The following is a 14159-nucleotide window of genomic DNA, read 5'->3' as shown; positions in this document are numbered from 1 at the left end:
GGCTTCGCCTTTTTTGAACTCCCCCGCGCAGCGGGGGGATTTCGCTTCGCATACAAAAAAGAACCGCCGAAGCGGTTCTTTCTGGTTTCATTCTTCCTTAGCGCGCGGTCTGCGCCCCAAGCTCAAGCGCCTGCTCGTTCATCGGGATCAGGTGCGCTTTCTTCTCCCCCATGATCTTTGCGAGGCATTCGATGATCGTCTTGTTCTCCACAACGTGCGCGCATTCATTATATGCGCCCAGCATCACCATATTGGCCGCCTTGATGCTTCCCGCCTGCTCCGCAAGGGAGTTCGCCGGAACCTTGACAACCTTGATATCGCTGCGCGTGGGTTCCACCTCGATGAGGTCGGAATCAAGCAGCAGCAGTCCGCCCGGCTTCAAATCCTTTTCATACTTTTCAAGGGAAGGCCGGTTCATCACAATCACGCAATCCGCCTCTACCACAACAGGCGATCCAACCTCTTCGTCCGATACCACAACGTTGCAGTTTGCCGTACCTCCGCGCATTTCGGGGCCGTAAGACGGAAGCCACGAAACGTTCTTTCCTTCGTTCATCCCCGCATACGCAATAATTTGCCCGGCGAGCAGGACCCCCTGTCCGCCGAAGCCTGCCAAAATAATCTGTTCTGTCATGATTACCTGCCCTCCTTTGTTACGCCCAGAGGATAGTGAGGGATCATATTTTCCTCAAGCCATTTCAATGCTTCCACCGGATTCAGCCCCCAGTTTGTCGGGCAGGTGGATAAAATTTCCACCATGGAAAAGCCTTTGCCCTCCATCTGGTATTCAAATGCCTTTTTAATGGCCTTTTTCGTCTTGACAATATTGGGCACATCGTGTACGGAGGTCCGTTCGATATAGTAGGCGCCGTCAAGCGTCCCCAGCATTTCGGACATACGCACGGGCATGCCCTGCGTCTCCGGATTCCTGCCGTAAGGGGAAGTTGTCGTGACCTGTCCCACAAGGGTGGTGGGCGCCATCTGACCGCCCGTCATGCCGTAGATCGCATTATTGACAAAAATTGCCGTGATCTTTTCCCCGCGCGCGGCAGCGTGCACAATCTCCGCCGTGCCGATCGACGCAAGGTCCCCGTCGCCCTGATAGGTAAACACAAGGTCGTCCGGGCATGTGCGTTTAATTCCTGTTGCAACCGCCGGAGCGCGCCCGTGGGCCGCTTCCATCATATCGCAGTCGAAATAGTTATAAGCAAATACCGCGCAGCCAACCGGCGCGATTCCAACCGCCTTATCCTGGAGACCCATTTCTTCAATACATTCGGCAACCAGCCTGTGGATAATACCGTGCGTGCATCCCGGGCAATAGTGGAAGGGCACGTCCGTCAGCATTTTGGTTTTCTGAAACACCTTAGCCATATTATCTGCCCTCCTTCAATTTTTCCAGCGCTTCCACAACGGCGGCCGGAGTAGGAACAAAGCCGCCCGTCGTTCCGTAAAATTCCACCGGGACCTTTCCGTTGACCGCAAGCCTTACGTCTTCGATCATCTGCCCGGTGTTCATCTCAACACACAAAATTCCCTTTGCCTTATCCGCCGCTTTTGAAAACGCTTCCGTCGGGAAAGGCCACAGTGTGACCGGCCGGATTACGCCAACCTTGATTCCCATTTCACGCGCCTTTAACGCCGCGTTCTTCGCGATGCGGGCCGTCGTTCCAAAGGCCGCGATAATATATTCCGCGTCGTCCGTCATGATCTCCTGGACGCGCGTTTCGTTTTTCGTGATTTCCGCATATTTTTCCTGCAGCTGGCAGTTTACCTCTTCCATCGCTTCCGCTTCGATATAGAGCGAATTCACGATGCGGCGCGGATGGGATTTATCCTTCCAGCCATTGGCCGCCCACGTCTTTTCCGGCAGCTTGCGGCCTTCATGCTCTTTAAACTCCACCGGCTCCATCATCTGGCCGATCATACCGTCTCCAAGGATCATAACCGGAATGCGGTACTGGTCGGCAATGTCAAAGCCTTCCGCCACAAGGTCGGCCGCTTCCTGGACGCTCGAGGGCGCCAGCACCACCAAATGGTAATCGCCGTGTCCGCCGCCCTTTGTCGCCTGGAAATAATCTCCCTGCGAGGGAAGAATCCCGCCGAGTCCGGGCCCGGAACGGATGATGTTTACAATCAGGCACGGAAGCTGGGCACACGCGATATAGCTGATGCCCTCCTGCTTGAGGCTGATTCCCGGAGAGGATGAAGACGTCATCGCCCGTGCGCCCGCGCCCGCGGCTCCATATACCATATTGATCGCCGACACTTCGCTTTCCGCCTGGATGAACGTCCCGCCTACCTGAGGCATACGCTTTGACATATACTCAGGAATCTGATTCTGAGGCGTGATCGGATAACCGAAAAAGTGCGTACAGCCCGCTTTGATCGCGGCTTCCGCAATCGCCTCGTTTCCTTTCATTAATACCTTCGCCATATAAATTCACCTTATCCTAAAAATTAAATAATTTCTTATCTGTCTACTTCAAGCGCGCAATCCGGGCACATGCGCGCGCACGACGCGCAGCCGATGCACTCTTCCATATGCTCGATCCCGATCGGATGGTACCCCTTCGCGTTGAGGTGCGATTTGTCAATCGCCAAAAGCTTCTTCGGGCACGCCCCAATGCACAGGCCGCAGCCCTTGCACGTATCCTCATAAATTGTTAATTTTGCCATTGTTTCTCACCTTTTTTATGTAAATTTTTTCGTTTATGATGCACAAGAACGCTCAAAAGCGCTTCCTAATAGGATATCACTTTTCATGTATATCGTCAACAAGCCAGTCCGGGAAAGTGTATATGGCAAGCGGTATTTCGGGGATTCCTCCGCCCTGCGGACGGAAGGCTTCCAGGATTTCCGGCTTGCCCGCCAGATAGGAAATGGGGACCCCGGTTTTACGGCTCACCTCCAGGCAGATTTCCTGCCCGTGAGCAAGGTCCGCCGCCGTAGTTTCCCGTCCAAGGTTGGTGTTGTTAATCAGGCCGTCTACCCGAAGACGGATGCGGGCGCTGATTTGCTCCATCATTTCAATGATTTCCGGAACTGTCTGCTGCAACGGCCTGCGCGCATTCACAACGTAATACAGCATGGTCTCGTCCCGGTGGGCGTTAAATTGCGCCAAAAGCCCGCCCAGCGCGGCCGCCCCCACCGGGTCTCCGCCCGCGTCAAACACCGCCGTTTCACTCTCAAACGCCGCCATTACCTCTGCGGACAGGACCGGAACGTCCACGTTCGTATTGGCGTACGGCGGGGCAATCAGGCGAATGCCGTGGTCCGCCAGGAGTTTTTCGCTCTCCGCGCTCCGGAAATACGGATTTACAACATCCATATCCACCAGCGTGGTCTTCCTGCTTTTTACAAGCTCCAGCGCCGTATTAAGCGAAATTTCCGTCTTACCGCTTCCATAATTCCCCGCAAATATATTAAATCTTTTCATAAAATTCCTCCCGTACAGCAAGGGCACCGTAACGGTGCCCCTGCGTTGCTTTCAATTGGATTAAATTTTCAGCTGATCGTTACCGTAGCCGTTGCGCTGGATGCAACGGGCCGCACCCCGAGGTCCGGTTCGTTTTCAAATTTAACCGGCACGTTTTGGTGTATCCCCTTGCCAAGCCCGGTCAGGTCGACAAACGGTTTCAGCTTCGAAGCCGAAAAATCGTTGAGCGCCGCCTGTGTGCCGTACACGGTAACGTCGACGGCAGAGGGCGCAACGGAAACGTCGAAGCCGTCGTCCTCGAGGTTCCGGGCCGCGACCCGCATTGCCGAATAGGTCTGGCTGAGCTCGGGCTGGGTAATCGTAAACTGCACCTGCACCTTGCCCGGGGTTGCCGCAATCACGCCTTCCGGCAGTTTCACATTTGCCTCCACAATCGTATCGCCCGAGGCGTTGTCAAGGGTAATCTGCTCTAACGAAACGGACTTGACGGGGTCGATATCTTCCAGTTTCCCGGCAATTTTTACACTCTGGGGCTCTATTGTTACGTTGGTAATTTCATAGCCCTCCGCAAGGCCCGACGTAGTGCCGCGCACCGTTTCAAGGTCAACCGGCACCTCTTTTTGCGGATATACGGGCACCTCGACAATGACCGAACCGCTTCCGGTAAAGTTGTTGGTCGGCAGGACATTGCCGTCGCTGTCCTCATACACAACGCTATAGCTTGCGGTCGTCGGCTCCGTCATGTTTTCCACATCAATCCTGCATACCGCCTTGGCGACGCTCTCCACATTGGAACGTGCGCCGACCACCTCCACCGTCCCGTTTTCGAGAACCGGCTCCCCGTAATAAAATCCTTCCTGCTGGCCGGTGAGCTGGACGTCAACCGGGACGCTGATCGGCACCATTTCCTCTACGTCCACCGTAACGGTCGACGGCTCCACGTTGACAATCGTGTCCTTAAGGGTGGATTTTCCTTCCACACGAAGCGTATATTCGCCCACCCCGTCAATCGAAGAAAGGTCCACCGTCACCTGGATCATGTTTTCATTTAGATATTGGAGGGCGTCGGCCCGCGCCTGCGCCGTCACCGTCACCGTGCTCAAAATCTCGGTCAGCGGCTTCGACGTCGTCAGGTCCTTTTGCCGCAGCTCATCCGCCGCGGCATAGGTAACGGGAAAATCACGGAAGGTTTTGGTTTTGTAGGGATTGTCCTCCGCGATCACAAAGCTCCATAGGATAAACGCAAAAATCAGCGCAATCAGCTTCATTTTCCAGTTCTGTACAAAAAGGCGTTTGATGACCGCAACAAATTTACTCATTTGTCATCACCCACCTTGCGCTTGAATTTAAAGGACGCAAGCTTCCCCTGCTCCTTGTTTCCCATCTGCGGCATGTACAGCTCTTCCAGAATTTCCTTCAATGCCTTTGCGTCAATAAAGCGCTTCAAAACGCCGTCGTAGGCAAAGGAAATAATTCCCTTTTCTTCCGAAACGACAATGATGTACGCGTCCGACACCTCGGAAACCCCAAGCGACGCGCGGTGCCGCGTACCAAGCTCCTGCGCCACCTGCTTATTGTCCGAAAGGGGCAGGAAGCAGCCCGCCGCGACAATGCGGTCGTCCCGCAGAATCATTGCGCCGTCATGCAGCGGCGTATTCGGGTAAAATATGTTTTCGATCAATTCGCTTGAAATCTCCGCATCCAGCATCGTGCCCGAATCAAGCACGTCGGCAAGGCCCGTTTTGCGCTCGAAAACAAGGATCGCCCCTACCTTCTGCTTGGACATGTTCAGCACGGCGCGCGAAATCTCTTCAATGATATGCTCGGCATTCTGTACTTCAATCTGGGACTTGGTGGCAAAGCTGAATATCTTTCCGCGGCCGAGCGCTTCCAGGGCACGGCGTATTTCCGGCTGGAAGAGGATCACAATAACAATCGCCCCCGCCGGGATCACCGCATTCATCAGCCAGGTTGCCGTTTGCAGGCCCATCGCCACAAAAATGCGCGCCAAAATCAAAATCACGCCAAGGCCGATCAATACACGGATCGCCCTCGTCTTTGCAAGCAGCTTAATGAGCCAATACAAAATCAGCGCAACGACAATGATGTCGATTACGTCCATCCAGTTAAACGCCATCAGGCTGTTTTTGAGCGGCTCCCAAAAATCTGTCAAAATACTTCCCCCGGTTTTACTGTTTCACGCACAGAAGCATTGTCAGGTCATCCTCCGGCTTGCTGTGCAGTTCTTCCCTCACTTCGCCAATAAACTGGCTGCTGCTGAACTCTTTTTTCCCCAGCAGCTCAAACAGCCTGTCCTTAACCTTGGGATCGCTGTGGATATTATCCACCCCGTCCGTATAGATCAGCATCCGCATTCCCTTTTTGAATTCAAAAAATCCATCCTGGAATTTTTCCTCGCCAAACCAATCGCAAAGCGGATGGGACGGCATATACAATTCTTCAAAATTTCCCTCATGGTAAACGACGGGCATCACCGAAAAGCCCGCATTGGAATACGCGGCACGGTTTGTTTTTAAATCGATCACCGTAATGAACGCGGTAATATAAATCGAATCGGAAAGATTCAAATCGAGATATTCCTTTTCCGCATAAGCGAGTATTTCCGACGGAAGGAAATTCCCCATCAGGCAGGCCGCGCGCACCACTCGCGAGAAAAAGACCGCGAGCATCGCGGGCATAACGCCGTGCCCGGAAACGTCCGCCACATACATCACCAGCTTGTCGTCATAGACCGTACAGTCGTAAATATCCCCGCCGACCGCTTCGCACGGGAAGAACCCCGCCGTAAGCTCATAATCCCTGCCGACCTTCGGGAGCGCGCCCTTTACAAGCGCCTCCTGCAATTTTCGCGCAAGCTGCAAATCCTTTTGCATCTTTGCATTCTGCATCAGCAGGTTTTGTTTGATGTTGTAATCGAGGGTAATATCGCGGAAAACCTCTACGGCGGCGATCGTTTTTTCTCCCTCGTTTTTCAGGGGAGATACCGTCACCGAATAAACCCGCCCCGAAAGCTTGCGCGTCAGGCGCTGCGTCTCGCCCGACAGCATTACCTCGCGCGACAGGCAGCGTTCGCACCTGGTTTCCTGGTGGAACGGCGTATAGCATTCCATTCCCTCTTCATACCCGAAACGTTCGTCAAAGGCGCTGTTTGTCATCAAGACCCGTCCGTCCCGGCCAATAACCCGCACCATGTCGCTCATCGCATTGATAATGGAAGATATATATTCTGTGCTATAGGTTGTGCGATTCAAAAATCAGCCTCCTTCAATTTCGTCCAGGAATTCCTGCAGCTGTGTAACAGAAACGCCAATTTCACAGCAGGCCCTGCTTTGCGCCAAAAGCGCCTCGTCGGTCAGGGGTTTGCCAAGCGCAATCCGCTCGGAGCTCATTTGATTCAGCTTTTCCCGCTCCCGCGCAAACCTGCGCATCGCTTCATCCAGCTTCTCCATCGTTTCACGCTTTTTCTCTTCGCCTGTTTCTTTCATCGCTCGATCCTTACTATTCCTCCGCAAGCATCGCGGACAACATCCCTGCCCTGTCAAAAACACGAATCGCCTTTTTTTGCGTACAATACACCGTTATTTTATCTCCGGCGATATTCCGGATATAGACCCGCCGCTGGGTAATTCCTTTTTTTCCTTGGTAAACGACGATCACGGGCTTATCCTCACGCCGGGCAAAGGCCAGCGTCTGATCGATAATATCCATTATTTCCGCCTTTTATGATCTGTTTTCAAATACCCATGTTTATTATAATAGTAACATATAAGGAATACTTTGTTAACAAAATTTCCGTAAATTTTTTGTGTCCATACTTTATCGAACCATACAGTCATGCTATAATGGGAACAAGGTATTTATGATGGATATGACACTATGGATGAACTGCCAGACAATCGGCACAATCGCCTTTTTTGCGGGCGTCGTGCTTCTTTTGATTGAACTACTGCGGCGCGGCCTTTCAAAGCTGAGCGCTTTTTCATATATCTGTTTTATCCTCAGCAGCATCTTTTTGTCGAGCAGTGTCCTGATGTGCGTAATCGCGGTTGCCGGATTATCCGTTTTATTCGGAATCCTGCTTAAGTTTTACCGCCGGGAGCGTCGGCGCATGCGCAAAAATGAAAATGGAGACGAATCATGAAAATATGTCCTCTGTGTCACACAAAATTTGAAGATTCCGCCGAATATTGCCCAAAATGCAAGGCGCAGCTCGAAGATTTTGAAGAGGCGGAGAAGGAAGAGCAGAAAAAAGTCCCGAAATCTTTCTGGGTCGCCCTGCTTGGGACGTTTGCTTTCATCGGCGGAATGATCCTGCTGTATAAGCTGGTTTACGGCGCATTTGTGTAACAGGCGGTTTTTAAAAATTTTTATATATTTGGGAGAAATGTAATGTCAAGAATCAGGAATTTGGCTTCAACTGTAAAGCATCTTAAGGGGGAAAGCTTTAAACGGGCCGCCGTCATGGTCCGGGATTACGGGTGGAGCGAATTTTTCCATAAGCTGGGCTCAAAAATCAAATACGGCCCCGGTGCGGCAATTGTAAATAATAATATGTACGGCGGCGAGCTCGCGTGCGAATCGTTCATGAAAAATCCCGCGGAACAAAAAGGGTGTAAAGCCGAAGAGCGGGTATCGTTTACATTCACCTCATCCGTCCCCAACATCGGGCGTATTGAATTATTGACACAAAACCCGGAGGGGAAAGGCATTTTAGAGCTGGATATCTCAAAGGACGGGACCGTTCTTTTTCATGCCGAAATTTGCAATGTGGCGCACGACGATTATACGGTGGTTGATTTCCTTCCGGTTTGTGATATCACCGGCGCAACGCTCACCGTTTCATTGGCTTGCAGGAACGGCTGCGGCGTTTATGTAAACCGGAAAAAACGCCGGCATGGTTTTTCCGTGGAGGGCGGCGGAAGCGTCGGATGCCGGTTTTATACCGTCCACAATGCCGAATATCTCCATTGGATCGCCAATAATACGCCAACGGAAAAAGACCTCGAAAACCAGCGGGCACACGTTTTTGATTACATGCCGAAAATCAGTATCGTTGTGCCGCTTTTTAATACGCCGGAAAAATTCCTGCGGCAGATGATCGAGTCTGTGCGGGCACAGACCTATGCAAATTGGGAATTGTGCCTTGCGGACGGCAGTACGTTGTCGGAAAACCTGGGTGAAATTGCCGCATCCTATGGGGATGAGCGGATACGTTACCGGAAACTCGAAGAAAACAAAGGGATTTCCGGGAATTCGAACGAAGCGATTCAGATGGCCGCGGGAGATTATGTCGCCCTGCTTGACCATGACGATTTGATTATGCCCCACGCCCTTTATTCTTATGTCGCGCTTGTAAACGAAGACCGCGACTATGAATTCATGTATTCGGACGAAGATAAAATCACAGAGGATGGAAAATACCGTTTCAATCCTTTCTTCAAGCCTGATTTTGCCCCCGATACCCTGCATACGTTCAACTATATTACACATTTTTCGGTTTTCAAAAAATCCCTGCTCGACGAAATCGGCGGATTCGAGGACCGTTTCAATGGCGCGCAGGACTTTGATATCATTTTGCGGGCGACGGAAAAGGCCAAAAAAATCGGACATATTTCCGATATCCTGTATCATTGGCGAATATCGGAAGGCTCGACTGCGCTTTCCTCTGCGGCAAAAAGCTATACGGTGGAGGCCGGGCGGCTTGCTGTCGAAACGGCATACCAGCGTTTGGGCGTTAAAAACGCACATGTCGGCAGCTGCCAATATCCGAATTATTATATCACAAGGTATGATCTGCCCGATCCCAAGCCTTTGATTTCCATTATTATTCCAAACAGGGACGAAAAAGGGACGCTCGAAAACTGTATTACGTCAATTAAAGAAAAATCGACCTATCCGAACTACGAAATTATTATCGTAGAAAACAACAGCACGGAGAAAGAAACCTTCGACTATTATGCGCAGCTTGAACAGGATTCCCGGATTCATATTGTCCGCTGGGATCATCCATTCAACTATTCTGCCCTCAATAATTATGCCGCTTCCCAGGCAAAGGGGGAACTTTTGCTGTTCCTGAACAACGATGTTTCCGTAATCAGCCCGGATTGGCTTGAGCAAATGGCAATGCACGCAATGCGGCCGGAAATCGGGCAGGTCGGCGCGAAGCTTTATTACCCGGATAATACCATCCAGCACAGTGGAATTGTCCTTAAAATAGGCCCGGTTGCCAACCATCCCCATAAATTCCTGAGCAGGTTCGATATCGGTTATTTTGGCCTGCTGGTTGCCACGCACAATGTCTCCTCCGTAACGGCCGCCTGCGCCATGATGCGCGCTTCCGTTTTCCATGAGGTCGGCGGATTTGATGAAAGGTTCACGGTTGCCTATAACGACGTCGACCTGTCCCTCAAGGTTCGTGAAAAGGGATATTATATCCTGTGGACGCCGTTTGCAGAGCTCTACCATAACGAATCAAAGACCCGCGGGCTTGAAACTACGTCGGAAAAAATGGAACGCCTGGATCGCGAGGCCGCATTATGGTTGTCCAAATGGGATGAAAAGTATCCGTATGATCCCTACTACAACATCAACCTGACGAACGAAAAACTGGATTATTCCGTGAATCCCGGCAAGGTTCTTAAGGACAGGGCATAATCTATGGGCCGCCACTACTTTTCATTGCATGAACGTGCGTTCAATGATAAAATAGTAGCATTATGAATTACGAAAATTGCAATGTCCTGCTGTTCGGGCATAATGAAAATCTGGAACAGGAACTGGCGCGGGCGGGTATGCCCGTGGAGGTCTTAAAAGACTCCGGGCTGTGCAAAGGCCTTGGAAACGCCTTGGCGGGTTCGGAAGCAAAACTGTTTCTCACCTTGCGGGCCGGCGACGGGTTTTCCGCGGCGGACGTGCTGAAGGTTGCGGACGCGCTGCTCGCGGATGCGTCGAAGGTTTATCTGGGCGAACGCGTTCTGCCCGAAAAAAAATCCCTTCCGCAAAATATTTATGGATTCCTTTCGGGCATCGAGGCAAAGGATATCACGACCTCGCTCTACGGGATGTCCCGCGATGTCCTCGAAACCATTTCGTGCACGAAAACAAAGGACAGGGCCTTTTTCCAAAATATTCCCCTCGCTGCGCGTTCCGGGAATATTGCCGTGGAAAGCGTCCCTGTGGAAGCTTCCGCAAATGAAGCGCCCGGCTGGAACATTCTCCTTTCCACCGGCAAGCTCTACCAGGTATTCATCAAATTCAGCATTGCCGCTTTCATTGCCTACCTGGTGGATATCGGCACGTTTTATGTATTCCAGAAGCTGTTTTCCGGCATGGACGACGAATTTAAAATCCTTACCGCCACCGTGCTGTCCCGCATCCTTTGCTCGATTGCAACCTATCTTTTGAACCGCGGGGCTGTCTTTAACTCCAACGCCAAATCCACGGGGGCTGTGGTGCGTTTCGTGATCCTCGCGGTTGGCCAGCTTGTCGCCTCATGGCTGCTTGTATGGGGTATCGGCTCGCTTTTGGGCGGCGGCGACGCGGTCAACACCATGTTAAAGGTTATTGTGGACCTGGTGATCTTCCTTGCAAGCTTTACCCTGCAAAGGGATTGGGTGTTCAAGGAAAGCAAGGGATTGTTAAAATAATCCTCCATATGCGTGTAATTAGATGTTTCGCATATTCCGAGACTGTTTAATAATAAGCAAGAATATTTGCGAGGAGTGGATCAAATGAATATTAAACACATTAATGAAGCCCAGTTCGATGCCGAAGTGATTCAGCAAAAAGGAATTGTATTGGTTGATTTTTATGCCGACTGGTGCGGACCGTGCCAGATGCTCGGGCCGATTCTTGAAGAAGTTGCGGATGCCCTTGGCGACCGTATAAAAATCGTAAAGGTCAACGTCGACGAAGCGCAGGGGCTTGCCCAGCAGTATGGCGTAATGTCCATCCCCACGGTTTACCTGTTTGACGGCGGCGCAAAGATGTCCAAGTTTGTGGGTGTAAAATCGAAAGAAGAAATTATCGACTTTATTGAAAACGCATAATTCCATTCATCCTTCTTCCGTATAAATGCGGATAAGGGATTTGAAACGCAACAAAAAACACTCCCTTTCGGGAGTGTTTTTTTGATTCATGCTTTCTTATACGGGGCAAACGTTGACCGCACGGATTTTGCTCGAGTCGCGCGTATCCTGCTCTGTGTCATACGTTACTTTTTGACCTTCGGAAAGTGTCTTATATCCATCAGTCTGGATCGCCGAGAAGTGTACGAATACATCATCGCCACCATTGTCATCCGAGATAAAGCCAAATCCTTTTTCTGCATTGAACCATTTTACCGTACCGCTGTTCATCAACCAGTACCTCCTAATAATAATAACCCACGTACGGGCGCTTGCCGAATACCCGGGCTTTTGCCCCGGTATCACAGGCCGTAACCCGGCCATGAAACAAAAAACACATATTTTGCAAAGCATCTACCGTAATAAATGACTTGCAAAATATGTGAAATCATTAATACTACATCCGAACTGCTGATTTGAATATAGCACGAAACGCGTTATTTTGTCAAGCATTCCGTGCTCTTTATGAAAATTTTTTCGCCCGGTAAGGAACAGCAAAAACAGCTTCCGCTGCCAGAACCTGTTTTCCGGCTTCGGAAGCTGTTTTATGGTTCCCCGTTTCAGGGGCAAGAGGTGTCAGTCCGGCGCTTTATTTTGCTTCGACTTTATGCGTCACTTTCGTGGAACCGTCGAGCTTTTTCTTAGCCGTGGTCTTTTCCACTTTCTTGCTGCCGTCTGCATATTTGCTCGTCTTCTTTTCTACGTCCTTATGCGGGGTAGATTTTGTCTTTCTTGTTGTTTCCATAAATTTATTCCTCCATTTTTTATTGTAAACGCCGGCGGTTTGCCCGCGTATACGTGCTGGTTTTTCCGCACAGCGGCTTATACGTGATATACCTGCTGGGATTTCACCTTATCTACGGTTTGGTCCGACGAAGCCTGGTATTGCCGGTTGACGTCTTCCTGTGCGCTGTCCGCCTGGTCATCGTCTGCGGACATCTTCACTTCCGTTTTTTCTTTGGAATCGCCGTTCCCGTCTTCCGATGCTTTTACCTCCTGGCGTGAGGACTCATTGTCTCCTTTTTCCTCCTGTGAGGAATTTTTCATATCCTGTCCTTTTTCGCCGGATTCACCGTCGTTTTGCTGCGCTTCTATTTCCTTAATCTGGTCTTCATTTTCGTCAATCTTTTTGCCGATTTCGCGCATTTCATCCGTATATTCTTCCTTTTCACGGACCATTTTTCCCAGTTTAATGTAGTTTTCGTCATTCTCCTTTTGGAGCGCCGCAACCTGTGCGTTCACCTTTGCGGTGTTCACCATCTCCTTGGACTTATTGGCGATTGTCTCGCCAAAGGAGATCAGTCCGTCCTTTGCCTGGTTCAATACGCTGCCGATGACTTCACCGGCGCTTTTGTCTGTTTTATGCTCTGTCTGCATCTGTGCCATGATTTTATTCCTCCTTTATTTACATATGTGCATTTCCGCTCACATTTTGCCTGATGTCTTTGGCGGCTTCCGTTTCCTGCGTCTTTTGCTCGATACGCGCGTCGTTTTTCATTTCCACGGCGTCCTTTTGGGCCAGCTTCATTTCCACATCGCGTTTGCTTTCAAGCTTCGTCAGTTTCTTCTGCGCCTTCAGTTCTTCTACCTTAATTTTTGAATCCAGCTTGTCCAGTTTGTCCGCCGCTTTTTTTTGTTCATTCGCTACATCTTCCTGCAGCCGATTGATTTTTTCTTCTTTGTACATGTTGATTCCTCCATTCTTTTTGTTCCGGGAAGCTCCCCGGTTGCTGTGTTTCCATTTTTAACCCCGCCCATCTTTCCTAAACGCATAAAGGGCCTGTTTTAATCTTCCGGGCTTCCCGCGGCTTTCAAAATTCCGCTCCACAAAGCACTTTTTGATGAAAATCTTAAAAGATTAAAATTTAGGGACTCTTTTTAGGGGTCCATTTTCCGCCGTCACGATACCAAGAAAGATTAAAGATTTCATGAAATGGTTTACGGTAAACCCGGAGCGGTTAATCATAGGATGCAAATCATTTAAAAAAAATGGAGGACTTTTAAAATGAAACAAAACAATATCTTAAATCTGATCCTGGGCATTATTCTCTTTATTATAGGAATTGCCCTGCTTCTCAACCCTGTCGGAGGAATGGAAGTCATTATCCTCATCCTCGGCATTATCATGATCGCTTACGGCGCAATTACGATCATTTCCAATTACAGTAAGCGCACGGAAAATTCCGGGGTGTTCGGCGCCTACACCGTTCCCATAATCGTGGCCATCCTCGGTATCCTGCTGATTGCTTTCCGCGGACCGGCCGCCGGGATCGTGCTTCCGCTGATCGTTGGCATCTGGATGATCGTAAACGGCGTTATCAGCCTGACAACCGCCCCGAACAGCAGCATGGCGTCAAAAATTTTGTCCATCATCACCATAATCCTCGGCGTTGTTGTGCTGATCTGCATGGCGGCAGGCGCAAACTTCCTCGGGACGCTGCTTGGCATTTTCCTGATTATTTTCGGAATTATCACTGTAGTGCAGTGGTTCTCCGGCAAAAAATAAGCGTTTCCGAAAAAACGTTTCACTTAAAAAGGACCATTCTGACTTTAGAATGGCCTTTTTTCATTAT

20 protein-coding genes are annotated in these 14159 nt (G+C 50.4%); 6 read left to right on the top strand and 14 right to left on the bottom strand.

Annotation, left to right across the window (positions count from 1 at the left end; translation table 11 throughout):
* Nucleotides 1-97: 97 nt before the first annotated feature.
* The 10 genes from BBD38_RS13685 to BBD38_RS13640 all read right to left on the bottom strand — a co-directional run bounded on the left by BBD38_RS13685 (nucleotide 98) and on the right by BBD38_RS13640 (nucleotide 7168).
* Nucleotides 98-634 (bottom strand): 2-oxoacid:acceptor oxidoreductase family protein, encoded by a 537-nt coding sequence (locus BBD38_RS13685; RefSeq protein ID WP_066689192.1) that lies wholly within the window; start codon nucleotides 632-634, stop codon nucleotides 98-100.
* Between the two features lie 2 nt (nucleotides 635-636).
* The gene (locus BBD38_RS13680) at nucleotides 637-1374 is read right to left on the bottom strand and encodes a thiamine pyrophosphate-dependent enzyme (protein ID WP_066689190.1); all 738 of its coding nucleotides are present in this window, start codon (nucleotides 1372-1374) and stop codon (nucleotides 637-639) included.
* 1 nt (nucleotide 1375) lies between these two features.
* Nucleotides 1376-2437, bottom strand: coding sequence for a 3-methyl-2-oxobutanoate dehydrogenase subunit VorB (locus BBD38_RS13675; protein WP_066689189.1), 1062 nt, complete (start codon nucleotides 2435-2437; stop codon nucleotides 1376-1378).
* A gap of 35 nt (nucleotides 2438-2472) precedes the next feature.
* Nucleotides 2473-2679, bottom strand: a complete 207-nt coding sequence (locus tag BBD38_RS13670; protein WP_066689188.1) for a 4Fe-4S dicluster domain-containing protein — start codon at nucleotides 2677-2679, stop codon at nucleotides 2473-2475.
* 76 nt (nucleotides 2680-2755) lie between these two features.
* A complete protein-coding gene (locus BBD38_RS13665; protein ID WP_066689187.1) occupies nucleotides 2756-3439 on the bottom strand; it encodes a hypothetical protein in 684 nt (227 codons plus the stop codon).
* A 68-nt stretch (nucleotides 3440-3507) separates the two neighbouring features.
* A complete protein-coding gene (locus tag BBD38_RS13660; RefSeq protein WP_066689183.1) occupies nucleotides 3508-4758 on the bottom strand; it encodes a CdaR family protein in 1251 nt (416 codons plus the stop codon).
* Nucleotides 4755-5612, bottom strand: a complete 858-nt coding sequence (gene cdaA, locus BBD38_RS13655; RefSeq protein WP_082989700.1) for a diadenylate cyclase CdaA — start codon at nucleotides 5610-5612, stop codon at nucleotides 4755-4757. Before cdaA ends, BBD38_RS13660 begins: the two co-directional genes overlap by 4 nt.
* A 16-nt stretch (nucleotides 5613-5628) precedes the next feature.
* On the bottom strand, nucleotides 5629-6711 hold the full coding sequence (locus BBD38_RS13650) for a SpoIIE family protein phosphatase (protein ID WP_066689181.1): 1083 nt from the start codon (nucleotides 6709-6711) through the stop codon (nucleotides 5629-5631).
* 3 nt (nucleotides 6712-6714) lie between these two features.
* Complete coding sequence (locus tag BBD38_RS13645; RefSeq protein WP_066689179.1) at nucleotides 6715-6945, bottom strand: hypothetical protein; 231 nt, start codon at nucleotides 6943-6945, stop codon at nucleotides 6715-6717.
* A gap of 13 nt (nucleotides 6946-6958) precedes the next feature.
* The gene (locus BBD38_RS13640; RefSeq protein ID WP_066689177.1) at nucleotides 6959-7168 is read right to left on the bottom strand and encodes a hypothetical protein; all 210 of its coding nucleotides are present in this window, start codon (nucleotides 7166-7168) and stop codon (nucleotides 6959-6961) included.
* Between the two features lie 151 nt (nucleotides 7169-7319).
* Here BBD38_RS13640 and BBD38_RS13635 point away from each other — a divergent pair, with 151 nt between their 5' ends.
* From BBD38_RS13635 to trxA, 5 genes are all read left to right on the top strand, one after another.
* On the top strand, nucleotides 7320-7601 hold the full coding sequence (locus BBD38_RS13635; protein ID WP_147568177.1) for a hypothetical protein: 282 nt from the start codon (nucleotides 7320-7322) through the stop codon (nucleotides 7599-7601).
* A complete protein-coding gene (locus tag BBD38_RS13630; protein ID WP_066689164.1) occupies nucleotides 7598-7807 on the top strand; it encodes a hypothetical protein in 210 nt (69 codons plus the stop codon). Before BBD38_RS13635 ends, BBD38_RS13630 begins: the two co-directional genes overlap by 4 nt.
* Nucleotides 7808-7849: 42 nt before the next feature.
* On the top strand, nucleotides 7850-10114 hold the full coding sequence (locus BBD38_RS13625) for a glycosyltransferase family 2 protein (RefSeq protein ID WP_066689160.1): 2265 nt from the start codon (nucleotides 7850-7852) through the stop codon (nucleotides 10112-10114).
* 62 nt (nucleotides 10115-10176) lie between these two features.
* Complete coding sequence (locus BBD38_RS13620) at nucleotides 10177-11106, top strand: GtrA family protein (RefSeq protein WP_066689158.1); 930 nt, start codon at nucleotides 10177-10179, stop codon at nucleotides 11104-11106.
* A gap of 33 nt (nucleotides 11107-11139) precedes the next feature.
* A complete protein-coding gene (trxA, locus tag BBD38_RS13615; protein ID WP_328585615.1) occupies nucleotides 11140-11508 on the top strand; it encodes a thioredoxin in 369 nt (122 codons plus the stop codon).
* 96 nt (nucleotides 11509-11604) lie between these two features.
* Here trxA and BBD38_RS13610 read toward each other — a convergent pair whose 3' ends face one another.
* The 4 genes from BBD38_RS13610 to BBD38_RS13600 form a co-directional block, all read right to left on the bottom strand.
* Nucleotides 11605-11817 carry a cold-shock protein gene (locus tag BBD38_RS13610; RefSeq protein ID WP_066520166.1) on the bottom strand — a complete coding sequence of 71 codons (213 nt, stop codon included), beginning with the start codon at nucleotides 11815-11817 and terminating at the stop codon, nucleotides 11605-11607.
* 358 nt (nucleotides 11818-12175) lie between these two features.
* Nucleotides 12176-12331, bottom strand: a complete 156-nt coding sequence (locus BBD38_RS14605) for a hypothetical protein (RefSeq protein WP_156738188.1) — start codon at nucleotides 12329-12331, stop codon at nucleotides 12176-12178.
* Between the two features lie 77 nt (nucleotides 12332-12408).
* A complete protein-coding gene (locus BBD38_RS13605) occupies nucleotides 12409-12972 on the bottom strand; it encodes a hypothetical protein (RefSeq protein ID WP_066689153.1) in 564 nt (187 codons plus the stop codon).
* Nucleotides 12973-12991: 19 nt separating this feature from the next.
* The gene (locus BBD38_RS13600; RefSeq protein WP_066689151.1) at nucleotides 12992-13273 is read right to left on the bottom strand and encodes a hypothetical protein; all 282 of its coding nucleotides are present in this window, start codon (nucleotides 13271-13273) and stop codon (nucleotides 12992-12994) included.
* A 318-nt stretch (nucleotides 13274-13591) separates the two neighbouring features.
* Here BBD38_RS13600 and BBD38_RS13595 point away from each other — a divergent pair, with 318 nt between their 5' ends.
* Nucleotides 13592-14092: a DUF308 domain-containing protein gene (locus BBD38_RS13595; protein WP_066689150.1), complete on the top strand. Its 501-nt coding sequence runs from the start codon at nucleotides 13592-13594 to the stop codon at nucleotides 14090-14092.
* The last annotated feature ends 67 nt before the right edge of the window (nucleotides 14093-14159 follow it).

This window comes from Christensenella intestinihominis (assembly GCF_001678845.1).
In the GTDB taxonomy this organism is placed as follows: domain Bacteria; phylum Bacillota; class Clostridia; order Christensenellales; family Christensenellaceae; genus Christensenella; species Christensenella intestinihominis.
This window is presented reverse-complemented; position numbering and strand designations above follow the sequence as displayed.